Genomic DNA, 22,393 nt, shown 5'->3' on the forward strand with positions numbered 1-22,393 from the left:
AATAAATTAAAGATCAATTCAGTCTAACCTCAGGTACTCTATTCCGTCAGCTGGAGATCCGGTGTACCGCAGGCAATACAGTCCTTTGGTACAGATGGAAGCGATCGCCATAGCTGAGGATATGCAGACGTAAGTTATGCACGGTTAAAGGTTCGTTAGCGCCAACGTGGGGTTCGTTGGTGTGGGTGAGTTCAGTGGGATCGACGATGGTGACACTGCCTTTACCCAAGACTTGGAGCCAACCATCACGCTCAAATACAGCACAAGTATCTTCATCAATGCCAATACCTAGTCTATCGGGGTGAGCAGCGACCGCACTAATGAGGCGACCCATCCGATTACGGTTGTGGAAATGTTGATCAACAATCACTTCGGGAATTAACCCCAAACCTGTTGCCATATCCACTAGGGAACGATTAGGTGTTTCACCACTACCGCCGCCAGCAATCATGTGATGCCCCATCACTGCTGCCCCAGCACTTGTGCCTGCCAGAGTTAGTTGCCCGCCTCTCACTCGCTGCCGGATTATTTCCATTACTGGTGTATCAGACAATACACCACACAGGCGCAGTTGGTCTCCTCCGGTTAAGAAAACACCACTACAGGCTTCGAGGGATGCCTTGACCTGAGAAGATTCGCATTGTTCCCGTTCACGGATGTCTAAAATTTCGACCTTTTCAGCACCCATTTCTTCAAAAATGCGAATATAACGTCCACCGATAATCGCAGGTTCGCGGGAGGCAGATGGAATAATTGTAATATAGGCTTTGCTTGCACCAGCTCGTCCAAAAAAAGTTCTGAGGATTTCGCGTCCATGAACTTTATCTTCTGCGCCTCCGATTACGAGAACGGCGGTCTTAGTTGCTTGGGGTGTCCTCATTTCCAGCGATTTAGCTTGTAATTGCGGCATTGTGTTTCTCCTGTCAACAACTTTAGGAGCCATCGCTGTGGACGGGTTTCCCGGCTTGTGGCGAATGGCGTGAGCCATCGCTGTGGAAGGGTTTCCCGACTTGTGGCGAATGGCGTGTGAATTTAACAAGGTTTAGGAGCCTGATGATGTTCGCACTTTGCTTTTTTCCTGAGGACACTGCAACATATGCACACAAAGCCTCATGATTTGTATGTCCCGTGTCCCCAAAGCCAGCGCCTTGTTCTTCACCTGTCCACTTTTTCCAGACTGGCTCATTAGTGCTTGGGGTTCAGGTTCCCCTCTGGCGCTAGGAATTAGTTTTCCCATCTGGGCTAGGAGTGAGCAGGTCATTACACACATTTTCTGAGGCTGGCTCGACGCATCCTGTAAGTTGTTAACTTGGTTAGATTATTTATTTAAATGGTAGTTGTGACAATATTTAAACATAAATTAAGTAATTAGAAAAACTTTTGATCCCAAGAAAAAGCAACAGTTCTAGTACTTTTAGATACTATTGTGAAAGCCTATCTGTACTTTTACCCTGTGTAAGCATCTTGTGTTTGATAGTCATTCAAATCTAAGATTAGTGTTCTCGAATACGAATTACTGTGCGTTTTGATATAGTTACACTTTTTCCTGACTGTTTTACCTCAGTTCTTAGCTCCGGCCTGCTGGGTAAAGCTCTTGCCAAACAAATTGCCCAAGTGAATTTGATAAATCCCAGAGATTTCACTACAGATAAGCACCGCAAGGTAGATGACGAACCTTATGGTGGCGGTGTAGGGATGTTGATGAAACCAGAACCGATTTTTAGTGCTGTAGAGTCACTGCCGATTTTAGAGCGCCGAGAAGTTATTTTGATGAGTCCCCAAGGGCAAACAATTAATCAGCCGCTATTACGAGAATTGGTCAGCAATTATGAGCAATTAGTAGTAATTTGTGGGCATTACGAAGGGGTAGATGATAGGGTATTACATTTAGTGACCCGCGAGGTATCTTTGGGGGATTTCATCCTCACAGGGGGAGAAATTCCGGCAATGGCATTAATTAACGGAGTGGTGCGATTGTTACCGGGAACTGTCGCCAAAACAGAATCCCTAACTGCGGAAAGTTTTGAGGAAGGTTTATTAGATTATCCCCAGTACACCCGTCCGGCAAACTTTCGCGGCTGGAAAGTCCCTGATGTCTTGTTATCTGGAAATCACGCCGCCATTGCCCAATGGCGCTACGAACAACAAATTGAAAGAACCAGCGATCGCCGCCCTGATTTGCTAGAAAAATGGCAACAGGAGAAGAAGCAGGGGAGCAGGGAGCAGGGAGCAGGGGGAGAAATAACAACTGACAACTGACAACTGACAACTGACTAATGACTATGAGTATAAGAATTGGTAACGGCTACGATATTCACAGATTAGTGAGCGATCGCGCTTTAATTTTAGGCGGTGTTCACATTCCCCATGAACTAGGTTTATTGGGACATAGTGATGCGGATGTCCTCACTCACGCCATTATGGATGCCATGTTGGGGGCATTATCTTTGGGGGATATTGGTCATTATTTCCCCCCCACTGATCCCCAATGGGCTGGGGCAGATAGTTTAGTTTTGTTAAGTCAGGTAAATGAGTTAATTCTCACTCAAGGTTGGCGTATAGGTAACATTGACTCGGTAGTAGTTGCAGAACGTCCAAAGTTGAAGCCACACATTAAAACCATGCGTGACAAACTAGCAGATGTTTTGTCATTACAACCAAATCAAATTGGTATCAAAGCTACAACTAATGAGAAACTTGGCCCTGTGGGACGAGAAGAAGGTATTTGTGCTTATGCTGTTGTCTTGCTGGTAAGTTCTAATGAGATCAGTTAACTCAAAATTGGAGGATGGAGAATGCAGGCAAAAATGCAACATAGCTAAAATATTAAATCAACTATTAGTGCATCTAAATTTATGCCATATACAAATAATCTCATTTCCTTAATTAAGCGTTTTTGGATACTCATAATTATGGCTGCATTTACAGCAGTTACACTTGCAGCCTGTAACCCATCAAATTTTAGAAGTTCTGCTGCTCAAATCCCACAATTAGTAACTAGTATTCTCAGCGATCCTAAAACATTTAACTATCCTTTAAGTTCGGAATCACCTAATGTTTTTGGGTTGATTTATGAGGGTTTAATTAGCGAAAATTATGATACTGGTGAAGTCGAGCCAGCTTTAGCAGAATCTTGGACAATTTCTGAAGATAAATTAAAAATTGTTTTCACTCTCCGTGAGGGTTTAAAGTGGTCTGATGGGCAACCACTAACTGTAGATGATGTTGTATTTACTTACAATGACATTTACTTTAACGAAGCCATTCCTACGGATATCAGAGATATTATGAGGATTGGTGAAAGTCGGAAATTGCCAACCGTCAGAAAAGTAGATAGTCGTCGAGTTGAGTTTGCTGTTCCGGAACCGTTTGCGCCTTTTTTACGTAGTGCGACAGGTGCGGCAATCTTACCAGCCCATGCACTACGAGAATCTATACAAACCAAAGATAGTGAAGGTAAGCCCAAGTTTTTACAAAAATGGGGGGTAGATACACCACCAGACCAAATTGTCGTGAATGGTTTGTACAAATTGGAGCGTTATGACACCAGTGAACGTGTAGTTTTCCGACGCAATCCTTACTATTGGCGTAAAGGGCCAAAAGGTGAATCTCAACCTTATATTGAACGATTAGTTTGGCAAATTGTCGAATCAACAGATACCTCGTTACTACAATTTCGTTCTGGTGGTTTGGATAGTATTGGTGTTTCCCCAGACTACTTTTCTCTGCTGAAGGTGCAAGAAAAGCAAGGTAATTTCAAGATATATAATGGTGGCCCGGCGGCTGGGACAACTTTTATATTGTTTAATTTGAATAAGGGTAAAAGAGACGGTAAACCATTAGTTGATCCGGTAAAATCCCGTTGGTTTAATACAGTAGAATTTCGTCAAGCGGTGGCTTATGCAGTTGACCGCCAAACGATGATTAATAATATCTATCGGGGTTTGGGTCAAACGCAAGATTCTCCAATTTCTGTACAAAGTCCTTATTATCTGTCGCCCAAAGAAGGGTTAAAGGTTTACGATTACAACTTAGAAAAAGCCAAGCAATTATTATTGAAAGTGGGCTTTAAATATAATGCTCAAAATCAGTTGTTAGACTCCGAAGGTAATCGAGTCCGCTTTACATTGCTGACGAATGCTGGTAACAAGATTCGTGAGGCAATGGGGTCACAGATTAAACAAGACTTGAGCAAAATCGGCATACAGGTAGATTTTACACCCTTGGCATGGAATACTTATACAGACAAGCTGGCGAATACTTTAGATTGGGAAGCTTCCATGCTGGGCTTGACTGGCGGTTTAGAACCGAATGATGGTGCTAACGTCTGGAATCCTGAAGGGGGATTACATATGTTTAACCAAAAGCCCCAAGCGGGACAAAAGCCCATTACAGGTTGGGAAGTAGCACCGTGGGAAGCGAAAATTGGTCAACTATACATCCAAGGTGCTAGAGAGTTGGACGAAACCAAGCGTAAAGCAATCTATGCCGAAACCCAAAGAATCACTCAAGAGAATTTACCATTCATTTACTTGGTAAATCCATATTCATTATCCGCAGTACGCGATCGCTTTGCAGGTATTCGCTTCTCAGCACTAGGCGGTGCATTCTGGAACTTGTACGAAATCAAAATAGTTAAGTAGTCAGTTGTCAGTCAACCGTCAACCGTCCCTACTCCCTAAAATTACCGTGACTCAACCTGAAGCTTTGCGATCGCTCCTAGAGGCGGTCGCCAATGGTAAAGTTACCCCAGACAAGGCCTTAGACTCCCTCAAAGACTTAGCCTATGAACCTGTGGGTGAGTTTGCCAAAATTGATAATCACCGTCATCTGAGAACTGGTTTCCCAGAAGTAATTTGGGGGCCAGGTAAAACACCAGAACAAATTGTGCAGATTATGGAGGTGATGCGTCAGCGCAATCCGGTAGTGATGGCTACCCGCATTGAACCAAGCGTTTATACTCTATTGCAACCAAAAATTAGAGATTTACGTTACTACGAGTTGGCAAGAATTTGCGCTATCACTCCCCCGACTATCGAACCACGGTTTGCAGGAACTATCAGTATTCTTTCTGCGGGTACTGCTGACTTACCCGTGGCTGAGGAAGCAGCCGTGACAGCCGAACTGTCTGGTTTTCGTGTACAGCGTCTTTGGGATGTGGGTGTTGCAGGGATTCATCGCTTGCTGAGTAATCGCCATCTGATTGAATCAGCATCAGTGTTGATTGTCGTCGCGGGGATGGAAGGCGCGTTACCCAGCGTGGTGGCTGGTTTAGCTAATTGTCCTGTAATTGCTGTACCTACTAGTGTGGGTTACGGTGCTAGTTTTGGGGGTTTAGCACCTTTATTGACAATGCTCAATTCATGTGCTGCGGGTGTAGGAGTAGTTAATATAGATAATGGTTTTGGTGCAGCCGTGTTGGCTGGGCAAATTTTGCGGACAGCCGAGAAATTGCGGTTGGCATCGCTAGAATCTTGAGTTATGACATCAAGGTAATTGGGGATTAGGGATTGGGGACTGGGTAATTTCCCTAGCTCTTAACCTCTAATCTCTAGGCTCTACCTTAGTTACCTCAGATGAACTACTTTAACGATTTAATATTTGAGACTCTTGGAGATTTTCCTGTAAATTTCCCTATGCTGGCGCAGAATGTGACCGACCCTAACGTTGTTGGTCAGATCCAAAAAACCTGGAATCATTTTATCCAGACAGGTCAAGTCTGGGCGCTGTTGATTGGTTTAGTGATTGGCTATATTTTTCGTAATCTGACTAAGTACGGTTGACAAGTGTGGGGAGTAGGGGGTAAGGAGTAGGGACTAGGGGCTAGGAAGAGGCAGGGGAGCAGGGAGCAAGGGAGCAGGGGAGAAGAAATTTACCTGAACCTCAAATCCCCATTACCCCTTATCCCCAGTTCCTAGTCCCCAATGCCCAATCCCCTTGTATTTATGACTGAAAAACAAACTTGGAGTCAGCGATTTGAATCTGCTCTACATCCAGCGATCGCTCTTTTTAATGCTAGTATAAGTTTTGACATAGAATTAATAGAATACGACCTTACAGGCTCTCAAGCTCATGCCCAGATGTTGGCGCATACGGGGATTATTTCGCCGGCAGAAGGAGAACAACTAGTTGCAGGTTTAGAACAGATTCGTGAAGAATATCGCCAGGGCAAATTTCAACCTGGTATCGATGCGGAAGATGTCCACTTTGCGGTGGAGCGACGGTTAACAGAGATTGTTGGAGATGTAGGTAAGAAATTACATACTGCGCGATCGCGTAATGATCAAGTCGGTACGGATACAAGACTTTACTTACGTGACCAAATTTTACAAATCAAAACCCAATTACGGGAATTCCAACGGGTCTTATTAGATATAGCTGAACAAAACGTAGAAACTCTCATTCCTGGTTACACTCACCTACAACGCGCCCAGCCTGTGAGTTTAGCTCATCACTTGTTGGCTTACTTCCAAATGGCACAACGGGACTGGGAACGCTTGGGTGATGTTTATCGCCGGGTGAATATTTCGCCTTTGGGGTGTGGTGCTTTAGCTGGGACTACTTTTCCCATTGACCGCCACTACACAGCCGAACTGTTGCAGTTTGAGCGCATTTATGAAAATAGCTTGGATGGAGTGAGCGATCGCGATTTTGCCATTGAATTTTTGTGTGCGGCTAGTTTGATTATGGTTCACCTCAGCCGTCTTTCTGAGGAAATTATTCTTTGGGCATCGGAAGAATTTCGCTTCGTCACTCTCAAAGATAGCTGTGCAACAGGTTCCAGCATTATGCCCCAAAAGAAAAACCCCGATGTACCAGAATTAGTCAGGGGAAAAACTGGGCGTGTATTTGGTCATCTCCAGGCGATGTTGGTAATCATGAAAGGATTACCCTTGGCTTATAACAAAGACCTACAAGAAGACAAAGAAGGTTTATTTGATAGCGTTAACACAGTTAAAGCTTGTCTGGAAGCCATGACAATCTTGCTACAAGAAGGTTTGGAATTCCGGACTCAACGCCTATCTGAAGCTGTCACACAAGATTTCTCTAACGCTACCGATGTCGCAGATTATCTAGCAGCCAGGGGCGTTCCCTTCCGCGAAGCATATAATATTGTGGGTAAAGTCGTTAAAACTAGTATTGCTGCTGGCAAACTTTTAAAAGATTTAACCTTAGAAGAATGGCAAGAAATACACCCAACATTTGCCACCGATATTTATGAAGCCATCTCCCCTCGTCAAGTTGTAGCTGCACGTAACAGTTACGGTGGTACTGGTTTTGCCCAAGTGAGTAAAGCCATCAGTGCGGCGCGTGAGGAAATTGGAGAATAGGGGTGTAGGGGTTATTAGCGTAGCTCCAAACACAACTGACAACTGACAACTGACACGCAAAGCGGAATAAAAAACAAGGGTGTACAAGACGTACACCCTAAAAAATAAAACACTTAAAGAATCAAACTCTGAATAGACGAATTATTCAGCATCAACTGCTGCTGCGCCTTCTTCTTCCTCACTCTTAGGTGTTCTTTGCTGGAACCTTCTTTGCATTCTTCCGGTTGTAGTCCGTTTACGAAACTTTCTGGCGTATGCCTGGTTCCGTAGCGCCTTTTCTTTTTTCGGGTTACGGCGCTTTGCCATATTCACCTCGTTAATAAACAACAAAAAATGGCTGCTAGGCGTTTTTTAGAGAATATCAGCCACAAACGTTATTGATAAAGCTCTGGCCTAGTTTAGCTGTCATAAATCTTTGAACAGCATACAATCCTACCCCATTTAATTTGATTGTGTCAATGGCAACTAGCCTTAACAATTCAAAATTCAAAATTAAAGACAGTTGGAGTCGGGGATTGAAACCCTTGAATTTAAGCTAAAAAAGCGGGGTGTGAGAGGAATTAATTACTGAGATAAAACTATCAACACTCAAGTACAGCCTGCAAACTATTTAAGTGTAAATACTGTGTAAAACTATATATAAGCGTTTTGAAAAGCTTGCCTGTCAATGTAAGAGAGCAATCTATAAAAAAGTTTGCGTTTTGTGAAAATTATGTTAAGGTCTTATTTTACACTCCAAATCCATAAGAGTTAGGATAGCTGGCGGCGACAGACTATCTGTTTACTTATGGCTCCTGACTCTTAAATTCTTTTTTGAAAATAATTAGGACAGGTTCAATGATTAAATATCGCCAATGGTCAAAGTATCTGGCTGTTTTATCTTCAGCCGCATTCTTAGCAGCTGATTTAGCGATTCCTTCAGCCATTGCCCAAACTACTATCAAATCATCTGTCGGTAAGGCTGTAACCTTTACCTGCAATGATAGTGAAGCAACTATCAAGGCTAAAAATGGCCCTAAGGTGACGATTGGCTTGACCAATATTTACATCGGTTATCAGCAAGTATCATCTAATAATAAAGACCCACGTATTATCCGTTTTGATAATGGTTTTAGAACGTGGTGTCGTAGTGACTATGAAACCACAGGAGACGACGGTACAGGCTACGGATTGTATTGGGATGGAGGAAGTAATCTGTATGGTGTTTTCACTTCCACAGGTACTCAAACAGGCAATGATTTTCGTCGTTTTGCTACTCAAGGTTGGTTGACTAGCTATGGTCGAGGTGGCGGTGCAAAAGTGGCTGTAATCGCTCGGATTAATCCCAGCAATGGTAGTGTTACCTCGGCCAGTTATTTATCTGCCATCAAGATGGATGGTAAAAGTAACTCTTTGGCGGTTACTAGTCTGGCATGGAATGGCAGAAACTTGACAGTGAAAGCTGATTCCTGGTGGTCTCCTCGCCGTCGTGATAAAACTCGCATGAATTGTTCGGGTACATCACCTTTTAAATACACAGTTGTGTTCGCACCCGATTTAAGAAGCGTAAGTTCAGCTTCAGCCGTTAACTGTAGCTGAGTTGATAATTCATAATTACGAACTGTAGGTTTAATTTCGTTGTCAGGGTTGTATCACCTTTTTTTCGCAAGATAAATTACAGTGTTTCTCTCTTCATTAACACTGCCTAATTCAACCCAAAAAGTAATCAAAACAGTCTTTAATAATGGTTGCCTGATTTGCGATGATGCACTGCTGTAACGCCGTCCTGATTGAGGACTTTGCCATTCTCTACAGTTGCATAAACTAGCCAGTGGTCACCTGATTCCATGCGGTTTTGGACTGAACATTCCAAATATGCTAGGGCATCTTGCAGTACAGGACTACCGTTTTCAGCTTCTGCTGTCGCCACATCAGCAAATCTATCTTGTGCGGGGCCGAAGGGTTTGAGGAAGTGTTTCATCAATCCCAGGTGATTACCCTCTTTTAGAACATTGAGAACAAATTTATTCCCGGTGTGAGTCAGTGTTTCTACTGCACGGTCTTTGGCAACGGCGATGGTTAAGCCGGGAGGATTAAAGCTGGCTTGAGCTACCCAAGAGGCTAACATGGCGCTGGATATTTCCCCTTGTTTGGCGGTAACAACGCAAAGTGAACCGACTATCCGCCCCACGGCTTGTTCTACATTTGTGGCTGGTACACTTTGAGTCCGGACTTTTCTGGCTTTCTTCAAGGCTTGGGCAAAGTCAGTGCCGGCTTCTTCGCACATTTGTAAGGTGACTTCGTTGGGTTTGAATTTGACGCGGATGGAGTCAAAACCAAAGCGATAACCGGCATCTTTGAGTTTACTTTCAATTAAATCAACGGCTTCACCACTCCAGCCAAAGGAACCAAACACGCCAGCTAATTTGTTATTGGTGGCGGTAGATAAAACAATACCTAAAGCTGTTTGCACTGGTGTGGGTGCATGACCGCCAAGGGTAGGAGAACCCATAACAAAACCAGCAGATTTTTCGACTGCGGTGCGGATTTCTTCTGGGTCGGCAAATTCACAGTTAATTGATTCTACCGCGACACCAGCTTTAGTAATACCACGAGCGATCGCCTGTGCTAAAGTAGCTGTGTTCCCGTAAGCAGAAGCATAAATTAAGGCTACTGTCAAGTCAGCAGAAGTTTGTTGTTGACTCCATTCACGGTAGGCGTGGGTGAGTTCAATTAAGCCGTAACGCACCAAGGGGCCGTGACCAGTGGCGTACACTCGCGCCGGGAAATCTGCAAGTTTATCTAAAGCTGTTTCCACTTGTCGGGCATGGGGAGCCATCAAGCAATCATAATAGTAACGGCGGTCTTCGTTGATTGCTTCCCAACCTTCATCAAATACTTGGTCGCCGCAAATATGCGCCCCAAATAGCTTATCTGTATAGAGAATTTCGGTTTGGGGGTCGTAGGTACACAATTCATCGGCGTAGCGGGGGTTAGGTGTGGGGATGAATTGTAAATTATGCCCTTTCCCTAAATCGAGGGTTTCCTCACCCCGCATAATCAGTATTGGTAAATCCGGGTTTTCTAGCACCCCCCGCAAATTAATCGCCCCTGGATTAGAACAGACAAAGGTAATTTGTGGTGCTATTTCTAGTAAAGCTTTTAAGGTAGCCGCACGGTTGGGGTTAACGTGACCGAGAATAACATAATCGATTTCTGTGACATCTAGTCGTTTCTGCAACGCATCCAGATAAATCTGTGTGAAAGTTTCCCCTGGCGGGTCAATCAGCGCCAGCTTATCACCTTGGATGAGATATGAGTTAGCGGTGGTTCCCTTGGCTAAAGCATACTCAATTTCAAATCTTAATCTTGTCCAACTGCGCGATCGCAGTACTGTTGTATCTGTACCAATAGGTAGGACTTGAACGTCTCTTGGTTTGGTTTCTGCCATAGTTTTTAAATAATTTCTTTTTTCTTAAACATTTTTTAGCAATTAAACAGCAATTGCTACAAATAACTACACATTTACAATTAAAGCCTAATTTGTTTGATTAAATTTCCGGTATTTATTATGGATAAGATAATATCCACTTCTGGTAAAAGAGTAGCCTTGTGCTATGGCAATAATTCCCGATATCTGCTGATTAATCGCTTATTCCCAGTTTGCTAGGCTCTCTTCTGACATTTTATAACTATTCAAGTGCCGAAGTTTTGATTTGAGAGAGCGATCGCCTCAGACAACGCTGTTACAATAAAGCCATACTCGATGCCGTATCCATCCTATGACTATTGCGCCAGAAAAAAATCCGCAAACAGGCATCTGCCAGGATGTTATATTTCCTCCTGGTGATATATATAGTGATGAACCACCTTTGGAAAGCGATTTACATCTCAGACAAATCATCCTACTGTTAACTTGCTTAGAATGGCTGTGGCGAGATAGAAATGATTTCTACGCGGCGGGGAATTTGACGATTTATTACAGTCCCTATCAACGTAAATCAGAATTTTTTCGAGGGCCAGACTTTTTCGTAGTGCTAGGATGCGATCGTAAAACCAGAAAAAGTTGGGTTGTTTGGGAAGAACACGGCAAATATCCCAATGTCATCGTTGAAATTTTATCTGACTCTACATCTGACACAGACAAAAACTTAAAGAAAACAATTTATCAAGACACCTTCCGCACACTGGATTATTTTTGGTTTGATCCTAACACTTTAGAATTTGCAGGGTTTCATTTATTAGATGGTGAATATCAACCTCTGCAACCAAATGAACATGGGCATTTGTGGAGTCAACAATTAGGACTGTACCTGGGTGTGCATGAGGGATTATTGCGTTATTTTACACCAGATCATCAACTAGTACCCACGCTGGAAGAAATGGCACAACAGGCAGAACGTCTTGGAGCTAAACTGCGGGAGTTAAATATTGATCCAAATACAATTTGAGTATTTGAGGTAGAAACTATGCAAACTCTCACCAGAATTACCCGTAATACAGAGGTGATGGGCGGTAAACCCTGCATTCGGGGGATGCGCGTTACTGTTGGTACTATAGTCGGTTTAATGGCATCTGGACACAGCAATAGTGATATCCTCAAAGCGTATCCCTATCTGGAATAAGCTGATATTTATGAGGCACTTGCTTATGCTGCATGGCGAGTTGAAGAAATTGAAGTACCTGCCAGAACATTGTGAATGTATCGCCCGACGTTGTGAATGTATCGCTTGACATTGTGAATGTATCGCCCGACGTTGTGAATGTATCGCTTGACAGTGTGAATGTATCGCTTGACATTGTGAATGTATCGCCCGACGTTGTGAATGTATCGACTAACTCTAAAAGACTTGAGTAGCTTTGCAGGGGAGAGATACTCTACGAGAAGCAAGCTATTGAGAAGGGTTTTAAGAATAAGTTGCTCATCGCGTTAAATAGCTATTTGTAACGTCGCTACTGCAAAATGACTTAAATGATTCTGGTGAAGAGGATTTGCTTTGAGCTTCGCATTGTACGAGTAAAAAAACTATGCTGATGCCAAGCTTGGTAGAAATTGGGGTAAGGCATATTCTGGGCGCATTGCCAGGCTAAATCATAGTATTTACCATCCAATTTCCAATAATTACTTAACACTTTGACCACTATAGAGCGATCCTGATTATTCTGTAGAATTTTTCCTAAGCAATCTGCTGCATACCTACGGGTGTAGTCATTCACAGTTGTGGAATGCAGCAGTTTTACCAAAGCGGCGATCGCTTCCTGATTTCCTATAGCGATTTTCCCTAAACTTGATGCTGCCTGCCAACGGGTTAAGTCATCCACATTGGTGGATTCCAGCAGTTTTACCAAGGTGGCGATCGCTTTTTCATTACCTGGATCGATTGTCCCTAAGCTTTCTGCTACCAGCTTACGCATATAGTCATCCACATCAGGTGATTGCAGCAGTTGCACCAAGGCAGCGATCGCTTTTTCATTGCCTGGGTCGATTTTCCCTAAGCTATCTGCTGCCAGGCTATGGGTGTAGTCGTCTGCATTCTGAGATTGTAACAGTTGTTCCAAGGCAGAAATTGCTTTTTTATTGCCAGTACCGATTCCCCTTAAACTAAACACTGTCCGTATACGGTTGAGGTGAGATAAATCTTTAGATTGCAGGTATTGCACTAACAAGTCAATTTCTTCATCAATTGCTTGTCGATTATTAGCGTCGAATTGCTCTAAAGTAGATGCCACTTTCTGCCTAGCAGTGTTGTCAAACTCTTTTTTCAACTGCCCCAGTTGCATCAAATCTGATATGACTTGTTCATTACCAATACCAAACGCTTCTTTGGATAGCAGAAATGGCGCTAACGCGTTAATGGCTTGTTCATTCTTAGGGTCGATTTGCCATAAGCTTTCTGCCGCCGCATAGTTACGACGGGATTTGTTAGGCAAATTTTTTAATTGCAGCAGTTTCTCCAAGGGTTTGATCGCTTTTGTACGATCTGTCTGTTGCAGTGCTGATTTAGCTTCGTTTTCAATTGCATTGGCAAATATTATCCACTCCTGTTTTTTGGTGTTGAAATAACCAAAACCCCATTTGGCAATTTTCGCTCCTATTTCATCGGCTCTAGAATAATCTCTAAACTCAGAAATTCCTGCGGCTGCTAAAAAGTAGGCTTGATATTCATAAAAACCTTTATCTACACCTTCTCTATCCCACTTACCGCATCCATCTTTAAAGTTAACTAAAGCATCAATAAACTTTTGCTTTTGCTGTTTGAGGTTTTCTTCTTCTCGCCCTAACCAAAGTAATATTGTTTGCTTCCACTTTGGTTCAAAGATTCGGTAAGTCCCTTGACTGGGATTGTTAGGAACATGGTTAAGAAAAAAATGCCAGTCATCAATTGCTTTAGCAGCAAAATACTCTTGGAATGAGGCATGAAAGAAAGTGTAAACAGGTTTTCTATTTGTATCTATCCCTACCTGATTTAACCAACCACGCTTTAGTGCCAATTTGAACAACGAATTTTCATCATCAGCATCTCCCAAAAACTGAGTAACAAAATTCTCCTGCAAGCGAAAACGAGTTGCTTCTTTATCTATTGCTTCTTTAGCTAATTCACCTAATTTAATATTGAGTTGCTGACGTTGGTCAGATTTTATAGGAAATTCTTCTTTTTTCCACTTGTAAAAATCATCAACAAATTGCTGATAAAGTCCCGCCTGTGTATCCGGTAGTGTACCTTCTCCTGATTGCCAATTCAAACACAACAGTGTCAACCGCAGAGGATTTTTTACTAAATCCCTAATTCTTTCTTTACCTGGTTGTTTTAACGCATTGTATAACTGCTTCGCTGTTTCGGGAATTTCAATTTTAGTGAACCATTTAGAAATAAATTCTTCTACCTGTTGTGGATAAGAAAAATCTAAAGTGCGATAAATCTCAAAATTATCAAGTGCATTAATGCTGCCATCCCACAGATTAACCCGGCAAGTTAAAACAATTCGCGCTTGAGAAATAAACCCTGATTCCCGAAATTGGCGTGAAATTTCTGTTAGCGGATTACCTGAAGCTGCGGACATTTCATCTAATCCATCTAGCAGTAACCAGACATTTTGTTGATTAAATAAAGCAATCAAATCATCTTTCTGTTGCTGAGTAGGTTCAGATTTCCCTTTTTTCCTCACAGCAGCAGTTAGCCAAGTCCCTAACAAATATTCCTCTAATTTTTGTTCTTGTAAATCTGCTAAAGATACCCAAATCACAACTGACTGGGGAATCTCACAAAATACCCAATTAGCAATCTGCTGTAACAGCGTTGTTTTTCCTGCTCCTGGTTCACCAATAATTGCGATTCGCCTACCCTTACTTTTCGGCGTGTTCTGCTGTTTGAGAACTTCTTCCAGAAAAGCATCATGCTCAAATGTTTTGGTGATTTCTGTCTCTTTATACAGTTCTGAACCCTGTTCTGGAGAAATATTATCTTGACGCTTCGACTGTTTTTTACGCTCAACTAATCCCAGTGGTACATAAACATCATCAACTTGCAGTGCAACTCCTTCATCTGATGTCAAAGGATTTGTAGTCAGCTTGCGCCGTTCTGCAATTATTTCACGACAGATTTCACGCCAATCATTGGGAGTTAACTTTGTCCCATCCTCCCCAAGAGACGACTGTAGTCAGTTGTTATTAATTACTGTCCCAATAGTGATTGACTCACCAGCAATTCCACCTTTCTTTACAGTGAGATTCTCTGCTAACTTCGCAAAGTTGTTGATTACTGATGGCTGAGACTGGATTTCTGCTGCTTTATTTTTAATTTCCTTAGCGGCCTCAGATGTGTCATTATTAACTGCTGCTTCCACATCCACAACAGCTTGAGCAATTTCGGGATCTTGTGCGGCTTGTTTCAGTTCCAGCACTGCTTGACCGTAATCTAAAGGCTGCGGTTCATTACTGGTAAGAGATGGTGCTTGATTTTTTCGACGCAGTAATTCTATCAACTTGTCAGGAGCATTCCATAAAGCATCACCAATGTTTTCGCCAATTTTCTCCTGTGCTTTAGTCCAAAATACGGTAGCTACAGCAATCAAGAAGCTCTCAGGGGTCATACATCCACTATAAATAGACTAAATAGCGTCAAAATTTGTCTGTATATATTCTAGTGGTGATATTACTTATACGCCAAATGTGATGATGATCGCTCTTGGCGGCTGTTTAGTTAATTATTGCGTTAAGTGAAGTGCGATCGCCATGACTCATCCAGGATATATCTTATCTGTATTTCTCAACAGATTCCACAGCAATATTAAATTGTTGAGCAATCTGTTCTACACTCATCCCAGTTTTTAATAACAGTGGGACAGCAACTTTCAACAGTTCTTCTCGACCTTCTTCTCGACCCTCAGCTTTAGCTTCTTGATATACTCTTGTCTGCTCTAAAGTTATTCCTAGCATAGCTTCTACTTCCTCTCGACTCAAAGACGAAAACTTGTAAACAGCAATTGTCGTAATAATTTCGATGATTTCGTTTTTCGGTAGCCTACCTGTTTCTTCTAATTTTACCCGTTGAATTAGTTGCTTGGCTTGCTCTGCCATTGTTTCAGAGGATGCAATTGTTAACTGCATTAAGTTGATGCTGATTGGCAGAGTATCAGAAGTACCTAACTCATCTAAATAAATGCGCTGCACTTGGTCGCTGTTTAAAAATATGCGATGAGTTATTGTGTCCCTTGGTTCCAGACTGCGAGTTGGAAAAATTACCACACAATACCAGTCATCATACTGAGACTGATTCCGGTACAAATAGGTTAGCGACTCGGTAAAAAAGCGATGATATAAAGCTTCGTCTTTCTGGAATTGAACTTCTGCAAAAAAGATAACTTTGGGTGTCGCTTCTTCTGGTGGTAGGAAAACACCATCAATGCGAAAGGCAGTTTCTTTGACTTCGACTGACTCAAATCGATAATTTTGCGCCTGTGGGGGGCAATTATCAACGAGTTCAAATATTAACGCCGGAAATCGCTTGAAAATTTGGTAATAAATGGAGTCGCGTTTCACTAATAATGATTACCTACCTTGCGGTGGTGAACGGCTGTCAATGCTTCGGGTTTGGAAACGCGTCCGGCGTAGACTGTGCTGTATACTGCCCAGTGGTCGCCGCAATCCATACGGCTAACGACTTCGCATTCCATGTATGCTAAAGCGTCGCCGAGGATGGGTGCGCCGTTTTCGGCGGGCTGGGTTTTGACTCCTTCAAAACGGTCTGCGCCAGGGGCGAATCGTTTTAAGAAGTGGCGCATGAGTGGTTGATAATTGCCTTCTTCTAATACATTGAGGACGAAGCGATCGCCTACTTGCATTAGTGATTCAATTGCTCTATCTTTAGCTACGGCAATGGAAAATCCTAAGGGTTTGAAGCTGGCTTGGTTTACCCAGGAGGCTAACATGGCGCTGGAAACGTCGCCTTTTTTGGCTGTGATGATATACAAGCCACCACTCAGTCTCCCTAGTGCTTTGTCTAAATCAGCACCCAAGGATTTCATCGCTTTGATGCTGCGATCGCGTGTTACCCATTGTCCCAAATCTGTGCCTGCTTCTTCACACAGTTTGTAGGTGTTTTCCGTGGGTGTTTGTTTAATGCGAATGGCGGGGAAAGCGGTTGTTAAGCCCAAGTTGCGGAATTTGCTTAATAACGGGTCTATGGGTTCATCATCGCCGCCACCAGTTTCAAATATACCTACGGCTTGTTTTTCGTTAACAGACCCTAAAATGGTGCTGAGTGCGCCTTGAATACTAGCGGCACTAGCAGCCGGAGACATCCCAATTACCAGTCCAGTACACCGCCCAACTAGTTCGCGTAGTTCTTGTAAATCTACGGCTGCACCCAAATCTACAACGTCTACACCCACACCAGTTTTCGTAATACCGTTAATAATTGCTTGGGCTAGGCGATCGCTATACCCATATTCAGAAACGTAAAATACACCTATGCTGGTTTCTGCTTTGGTTTGATTTTGACTCCAAGTGCGATAACGTCCGGTGAGTTCCTCAACGTTATGGTAGAGTAGTGGCCCGTGACCAGTGGCAATCATTTTCACGCCTGGTAGTTCTCCCATGCGCTTGAGGGCAGATAGTACCGAGCGCGCATTCGGCCCCATCAGGCATTCATAATAATAATGAAAGTCTGGTTCAATGGTTTTTAAATCTTCGTCAAAGACAATATCGGAACAGTAGTGCATTCCGAAAGCGTCGCAGGTGTATAGGGTTTGGGTGTTGTGGTCAAAGCTAAAGATGGTGTCTGGCCAGTGTAAATTAGGGGCGATGACAAACTCAAATTCGTGACCGTTACCTAAATCTAAGCGATCGCCATTTTTAACAATTTTCCGCTTAAATGGCTGATGTACTAAATCTTCTAGAAACTGGATGGCAACTTTTGAGGCGACAATTGTAATATCTGGAGCCATCTGTAACAAATCTTTGACTAAGCCACTGTGGTCTGGCTCGGTATGGCTGACAATCAAATAATTGATATCTGTGGGATTAATTAGCCCTGTCAGGGTATCAAAATAAAGTTTACGAAACTTTTCATGGGAAGTATCGACTAAGGCTATCTGCTCACCGCGTATGAGAAATGAGTTATAAGTAGTACCATTTTGCAGACCAAACTCAATATCAAAGCGATCGCGTTCCCAATCTAGAGAGCGAATTGCTGTCGTATCTTGAGCAATTTCCGCAGTCTGTATGGTGAGCCGTTTTTCAGTTTTCTCGGTGAGTGCTACCATAACTCTCTCCTTTACACAATGAGTATTTATTCCTCTAGTCTTATTGTGACACGGAATATTTGTAAATTTTTATTAAAAAACCTATAGATAACTTAAAAAATATAAAAAAGTGATATCACAGCAGTCTCCAAAACACATAGAAAATCAGTGGTTAGCCTTGGAAATCGGAAATTCCCGGCTACATTGGGCTTTATTCATGGGCGAATCCCTTGAGTTTACCTGGGATACAGAATATCTACCTGAGTCAGTTATACAGCAGTTAGGTAACGGTGAGACAAAATTAGGAGTGGGGAGCGAGGAAAAGGAAATTTTCTTTACGTTTTTCCCCCTGCCCCCTGCCCCCTGCCCTTCGGGTTCGCAGTCGCTAATGGGGGAAACCCCCAAGACCGCGCTGTCTCACCCCCTGCCACTTTTCATCGCCTCTGTCGTCCCTAAGCAAACTGCACTTTGGCAAAGTTACCCTAATGTTCGCGTAATTACTCTAGACCAGATACCACTTAACAATATATATCCTACCTTGGGAATTGACCGGGCTTTGGCTGTGTGGGGGGCGGGGATGAGTTGGGGTTTTCCGATGTTGGTAATTGATGCGGGGACGGCGCTGACTTTTACGGCTGCGGATGGTGAACGTAATTTGGTTGGTGGGGCAATTTTGCCGGGGGTGGGTTTACAATTTGCAAGTTTAGGTCAAAAAACTGAACAATTACCGCAAGTAGAGATGGAAGCCATCAAGTCTCTACCTCCACGTTTTGCGCTGAATACAGCAGAAGCAATCCAAAGCGGTGTGATTTATACCTTAATAGCGGGAATGAGGGATTTTACGGAAGAGTGGTTGTCTCTATTTCCTGATGGGAAGGTGGCGATAAAAGGAGGCGATCGCATCTTACTATTAAATTACCTCCAAGCTCTCTATCCTGAGCTAGCAGCGCGTTTAATAGTGGAACCGAACCTGATTTTTTGGGGTATGCAAAGAATATTCACCCATGACCCTGGATAAACTCTCGAATCTCCCCAACTACAAGCCCAACACAGGATTCTGGTAAATTGCTTTCAGCATGAGCAATAATTTTTAACTCTGCTTGAGGAATCAGTTTAGTATAAACCTGACTTCTAGCTAGGGCATCTGGCGTATCTTTACCACCTTGCAAAACTAACACGGGGATTTCTAATTTAGGTAGATAACTTTGCAGTAGTTCTGCTTCAATTTCTGGTTGCTGGCGCTGAAATAATAATTGGGTGGCTGTAGGGTTTTGCAGCAGTATTTGGCGTGTTTGCCAATCTTGCTCTATTTTCTTATCTAGCCCAAAAATTTTAGTTAAAAAACTGAGCGATCGCATTATCTTAAATAATAATGGCGATCGCTTGACCAACCGCCGCATTTTCTGACAATTTTGTGATTGTCCTTCTATCTGCACACCCTCTGGTGCTAACAAAACTAACCCATACACTTGTTCTGGATATTTCAAGGCGTAACTAGCTGCAATCCAAGCACCAAGGGAATCTCCCAATAGATAGACTTTTTCTAGCTTTAAAGCTTGGAAAAACTCAGCTATGCACTCTACTTGTAAATCAATCGAGTAATGAATATTGGGTTTTTCTGATTCTCCAAAACCTAATAAATCTGGTGCAAAGCAATGAGAACTCTGTGAAAGTGATTCCATAACTTCCACCCATTGGCTACTTTCATGCCAAGCACCATGTAACAAGACTACAGGAATCCCCTCACCAGCTTCACGCCAGAATAGTAGCCCTTGAGCTAGTTTTCTCCGGGCGTTACGTAATAGCGTATCCATCTTAACGTAGTATTTATCTTTCTGTGGACTTTCGATTCTTCCTTAGAATATTCAGACTTTATCCACAATCGCTAATTTTCACCTAAAATTTCACATAAGTTTTTATGCTAGCGTTGTCAATCCGTTTAAGTAATCTTGTAGTTGTCGAGTATGGTCATGAGACATTGGCCCTTGGGGTAGGGAATTAGGGGTAAAAGCCTTGATTTCCATAACTTCTAAGGTATCCTGAATGTCCATTTTCCCTTCTACTTCAGCTTCAACCACAACACAAATCGAATGGATTCTGGGGTCGCGGTCTGGTGAAGAGTAAACACCTACCAAACGCCTAATTTTTGTCAATTCTAGGCCAGTTTCCTCCAACAGTTCGCGGCGGACTGTCGTCGGAATGTCTTCTCCCCAGTCCACCATACCCCCAGGCAATGCCCATAAACCATCATCTCGTCTACGAATTAATACAATCCGACCATCGGATAGTATGGGGATGATACTGGTTCCCGTAATGGGATGACGAAATATAATACCCAATACCGTTTGTCCAATACGCCACAAACTACGTGTGGATTGGATTGGTGATTTAAAAAAAGCAATAACGTTCAATCTAAGAATATGTATGGTTGAGTTTTTTTAACCGTCTACCACTCACACAAACTCAACTCATCAGGAGTTGAGTTTCGTATTATATATTATAATGCGAATATATGTTAGTGCGTGGCAAATATATTTTAACTACACTCATAATAAGATATCAACTTTTGAGGATATTCAGCTTTCTTTTTAGTTACAAATAAATTTACTGTATTTGGCTATACATCAGGCGGATTCAAGAGCAATAGTATGAGGTGATCGCCATAGATTAAAACTGATGTAACTCATAGCTGAGAATTTGTATTTTTCTATTTTGTGCATGATCAATTAGGTGGCATTGTCTATTCTAGAGTCTGGGGCAGATCAATATAGTAAATGCTGATTTTGTTACCCCTACTGGTAGATAGTTGTGAGTTTACGCCGTCTATTAGTATGAAGTAAATAGAAAAATCCTATACAAAAAAACACACATGGTATATGTGATGTATTCAATAAAAATATTTAGTTTCAGGAAAATGTGATGCAGACAAATTGGAGAATCGGGTCTTTATTTGGTATTCCCCTATTTTTAGATCCTTTGTGGTTTGTAATTTTGGGTTTAGCAACACTGAACTTTGGTGTGGCTTACCAAGAATGGGGAACGGTAACAGCATGGACGGCTGGACTGATTATGGCGTTGTTGCTATTTGGTTCGGTGTTATTGCATGAGTTGGGTCATAGTTTGGCAGCGCGATCGCAAGGGATTAAAGTAAACTCTATTACCTTATTTTTGTTTGGTGGGATTGCCGCCATTGAGGAAGAATCCAAAACTCCGGGTAAAGCGTTTCAAGTAGCCATTGCTGGGCCTTTGGTGAGTATTGGCTTATTCTTACTCTTACGTTTGGGGAGTACTGTTGTATCTGATAGTAGTCCGGTCAGTCTGATGGTGGGTGATTTGGCACGAATTAACCTAATTGTTGCCTTATTTAACCTAATTCCCGGTTTACCTTTAGATGGGGGTCAAGTGTTGAAGGCTGCACTCTGGCAAATTACCGGAGATCGTTTTCAAGCAGTACATTGGGCAGCCAAAGCCGGACAAATTTTAGGTTATGGTGCGATCGCCTTGGGTTTTGCGGTAGATTTCTTTACTAGGGAGTTAGTTACAGGCTTGTGGATTGCGCTGTTGGGTTGGTTTGGAGTTCGCAATGCCAACAGCTACGACCGCGTAACCACATTACAAGAAACCTTGCTAAAGGTAACAGCTGCTGATACTATGACTCGTGATTTTCGCGTCATCGATGCCGACCAGACCTTACGTTCCTTTGCTGATTCCTACCTATTGGCAACTACCAACCCAGAAGTTTATTTTGCTGCTTCCGATGGTCGTTATCGCGGTATGGTCGCCATTGAGGATTTACGCCTGGTGGAAAGAAGCTTATGGGAAACTCAAACTCTCCACAGCATCACCCATCCCCTCACAGAAATACCTACAGTTGCAGAATCAACTGTCATAGCTGAAGTCATCAACAAGCTAGAAAATGAACAGTTACCGCGTGTCACTGTACTTACTCCGGCTGGCGCTGTTGCAGGAGTAATTGACCGGGGAGATATTGTCAAAGCATTGGCACAAAAATTAGGTTTGCGGATGACTGACGCAGAAATTAAGCGCATCAAAGAAGAGGGTAGTTATCCGCCGGGGCTGCAATTGGGGGTAATTGCCAAGTCTATTAATTAAGTAGTGTCATGGAGAAGACAGTGTCAATGAAAGATATCTTTCCCATACACCCTCTTTCAAGCTGGGAAAGCTATGTTAAGTAATGTAAAATTATTGTATACGTGCAGTTTTCTCGTTCAGGAAACTGCCCTAACTCCCTAAAAACTCACAATCATAGAAGTTGCCCATCATAAAACACTGACACCAAGCAATTTTTAATCCTCTTCTCTGCTTTCTATCACCTACGG

The 22,393-nt window shown here is 42.7% G+C and carries 20 protein-coding genes and 1 pseudogene; 11 read left to right on the forward strand and 10 right to left on the reverse strand.

Annotated elements, in window-relative coordinates; translation table 11 throughout:
* Positions 1-46: 46 nt before the first annotated feature.
* Positions 47-910, reverse strand: a complete 864-nt coding sequence (locus H6G14_RS11270; RefSeq protein ID WP_044521962.1) for a cyanophycinase — start codon at positions 908-910, stop codon at positions 47-49.
* A gap of 132 nt (positions 911-1,042) precedes the next feature.
* A complete protein-coding gene (locus tag H6G14_RS11275; RefSeq protein WP_190567504.1) occupies positions 1,043-1,261 on the reverse strand; it encodes a hypothetical protein in 219 nt (72 codons plus the stop codon).
* 257 nt (positions 1,262-1,518) lie between these two features.
* Here H6G14_RS11275 and trmD point away from each other — a divergent pair, with 257 nt between their 5' ends.
* The 6 genes from trmD (at position 1,519) to argH (ending at position 7,331) form a co-directional block, all read left to right on the forward strand.
* A complete protein-coding gene (gene trmD / locus H6G14_RS11280; RefSeq protein ID WP_190567505.1) occupies positions 1,519-2,259 on the forward strand; it encodes a tRNA (guanosine(37)-N1)-methyltransferase TrmD in 741 nt (246 codons plus the stop codon).
* 17 nt (positions 2,260-2,276) lie between these two features.
* Positions 2,277-2,774, forward strand: a complete 498-nt coding sequence (gene ispF / locus H6G14_RS11285) for a 2-C-methyl-D-erythritol 2,4-cyclodiphosphate synthase (protein WP_190567506.1) — start codon at positions 2,277-2,279, stop codon at positions 2,772-2,774.
* An 81-nt stretch (positions 2,775-2,855) separates the two neighbouring features.
* Positions 2,856-4,643 carry an ABC transporter substrate-binding protein gene (locus H6G14_RS11290; protein WP_190567507.1) on the forward strand — a complete coding sequence of 596 codons (1,788 nt, stop codon included), beginning with the start codon at positions 2,856-2,858 and terminating at the stop codon, positions 4,641-4,643.
* Between the two features lie 46 nt (positions 4,644-4,689).
* Positions 4,690-5,478, forward strand: coding sequence for a nickel pincer cofactor biosynthesis protein LarB (larB, locus tag H6G14_RS11295; RefSeq protein ID WP_190567508.1), 789 nt, complete (start codon positions 4,690-4,692; stop codon positions 5,476-5,478).
* Between the two features lie 98 nt (positions 5,479-5,576).
* Complete coding sequence (locus H6G14_RS11300; protein ID WP_190567509.1) at positions 5,577-5,783, forward strand: hypothetical protein; 207 nt, start codon at positions 5,577-5,579, stop codon at positions 5,781-5,783.
* A gap of 162 nt (positions 5,784-5,945) precedes the next feature.
* A complete protein-coding gene (gene argH, locus H6G14_RS11305; RefSeq protein ID WP_190567510.1) occupies positions 5,946-7,331 on the forward strand; it encodes an argininosuccinate lyase in 1,386 nt (461 codons plus the stop codon).
* Positions 7,332-7,472: 141 nt separating this feature from the next.
* Here argH and H6G14_RS11310 read toward each other — a convergent pair whose 3' ends face one another.
* On the reverse strand, positions 7,473-7,637 hold the full coding sequence (locus H6G14_RS11310; RefSeq protein WP_010998029.1) for a hypothetical protein: 165 nt from the start codon (positions 7,635-7,637) through the stop codon (positions 7,473-7,475).
* Positions 7,638-8,168: 531 nt separating this feature from the next.
* On the opposite strand from H6G14_RS11310, the gene H6G14_RS11315 reads away from it, so the two are divergent.
* Complete coding sequence (locus H6G14_RS11315) at positions 8,169-8,909, forward strand: hypothetical protein (RefSeq protein ID WP_190567511.1); 741 nt, start codon at positions 8,169-8,171, stop codon at positions 8,907-8,909.
* Between the two features lie 139 nt (positions 8,910-9,048).
* Here H6G14_RS11315 and H6G14_RS11320 read toward each other — a convergent pair whose 3' ends face one another.
* Positions 9,049-10,761, reverse strand: coding sequence for a diflavin flavoprotein (locus tag H6G14_RS11320; RefSeq protein WP_190567512.1), 1,713 nt, complete (start codon positions 10,759-10,761; stop codon positions 9,049-9,051).
* 331 nt (positions 10,762-11,092) lie between these two features.
* Here H6G14_RS11320 and H6G14_RS11325 point away from each other — a divergent pair, with 331 nt between their 5' ends.
* Both H6G14_RS11325 and H6G14_RS11330 read left to right on the forward strand, forming a co-directional pair.
* Positions 11,093-11,761, forward strand: a complete 669-nt coding sequence (locus H6G14_RS11325; protein ID WP_190567513.1) for a Uma2 family endonuclease — start codon at positions 11,093-11,095, stop codon at positions 11,759-11,761.
* An 18-nt stretch (positions 11,762-11,779) separates the two neighbouring features.
* Positions 11,780-12,010 (forward strand): annotated as a pseudogene (locus tag H6G14_RS11330) (DUF433 domain-containing protein).
* Between the two features lie 268 nt (positions 12,011-12,278).
* Here the strand turns inward: H6G14_RS11330 and H6G14_RS11335 are convergent.
* The 4 genes from H6G14_RS11335 to H6G14_RS11350 all read right to left on the reverse strand — a co-directional run bounded on the left by H6G14_RS11335 (position 12,279) and on the right by H6G14_RS11350 (position 18,074).
* Positions 12,279-14,864 (reverse strand): NACHT domain-containing protein, encoded by a 2,586-nt coding sequence (locus H6G14_RS11335; protein WP_190567515.1) that lies wholly within the window; start codon positions 14,862-14,864, stop codon positions 12,279-12,281.
* Between the two features lie 105 nt (positions 14,865-14,969).
* Positions 14,970-15,401 (reverse strand): hypothetical protein, encoded by a 432-nt coding sequence (locus H6G14_RS11340; protein WP_190567516.1) that lies wholly within the window; start codon positions 15,399-15,401, stop codon positions 14,970-14,972.
* A gap of 163 nt (positions 15,402-15,564) precedes the next feature.
* Positions 15,565-16,350 carry an Rpn family recombination-promoting nuclease/putative transposase gene (locus tag H6G14_RS11345; RefSeq protein ID WP_190567517.1) on the reverse strand — a complete coding sequence of 262 codons (786 nt, stop codon included), beginning with the start codon at positions 16,348-16,350 and terminating at the stop codon, positions 15,565-15,567.
* A complete protein-coding gene (locus tag H6G14_RS11350; protein ID WP_190567518.1) occupies positions 16,350-18,074 on the reverse strand; it encodes a diflavin flavoprotein in 1,725 nt (574 codons plus the stop codon). The genes H6G14_RS11345 and H6G14_RS11350 overlap by 1 nt, the downstream gene beginning before the upstream one ends.
* A 109-nt stretch (positions 18,075-18,183) precedes the next feature.
* Between H6G14_RS11350 and H6G14_RS11355 the strand changes: the two genes are divergently transcribed.
* Complete coding sequence (locus H6G14_RS11355; RefSeq protein ID WP_190567519.1) at positions 18,184-19,071, forward strand: pantothenate kinase; 888 nt, start codon at positions 18,184-18,186, stop codon at positions 19,069-19,071.
* On the opposite strand, the gene H6G14_RS11360 is transcribed toward H6G14_RS11355, so the two are convergent.
* Both H6G14_RS11360 and H6G14_RS11365 read right to left on the reverse strand, forming a co-directional pair.
* Positions 19,052-19,867 carry an alpha/beta fold hydrolase gene (locus H6G14_RS11360; RefSeq protein WP_190567520.1) on the reverse strand — a complete coding sequence of 272 codons (816 nt, stop codon included), beginning with the start codon at positions 19,865-19,867 and terminating at the stop codon, positions 19,052-19,054. The two genes, H6G14_RS11355 and H6G14_RS11360, sit on opposite strands and share 20 nt — an antisense overlap.
* Before the next feature lie 102 nt (positions 19,868-19,969).
* Complete coding sequence (locus H6G14_RS11365) at positions 19,970-20,464, reverse strand: NUDIX hydrolase (RefSeq protein ID WP_190567521.1); 495 nt, start codon at positions 20,462-20,464, stop codon at positions 19,970-19,972.
* 508 nt (positions 20,465-20,972) lie between these two features.
* Here H6G14_RS11365 and H6G14_RS11370 point away from each other — a divergent pair.
* Positions 20,973-22,166 carry a site-2 protease family protein gene (locus H6G14_RS11370; RefSeq protein WP_190567522.1) on the forward strand — a complete coding sequence of 398 codons (1,194 nt, stop codon included), beginning with the start codon at positions 20,973-20,975 and terminating at the stop codon, positions 22,164-22,166.
* Positions 22,167-22,393 lie beyond the last annotated feature (227 nt).

This window comes from Nostoc parmelioides FACHB-3921 (assembly GCF_014696625.1).
Taxonomy (GTDB): Bacteria; Cyanobacteriota; Cyanobacteriia; order Cyanobacteriales; family Nostocaceae; genus Trichormus; species Trichormus parmelioides.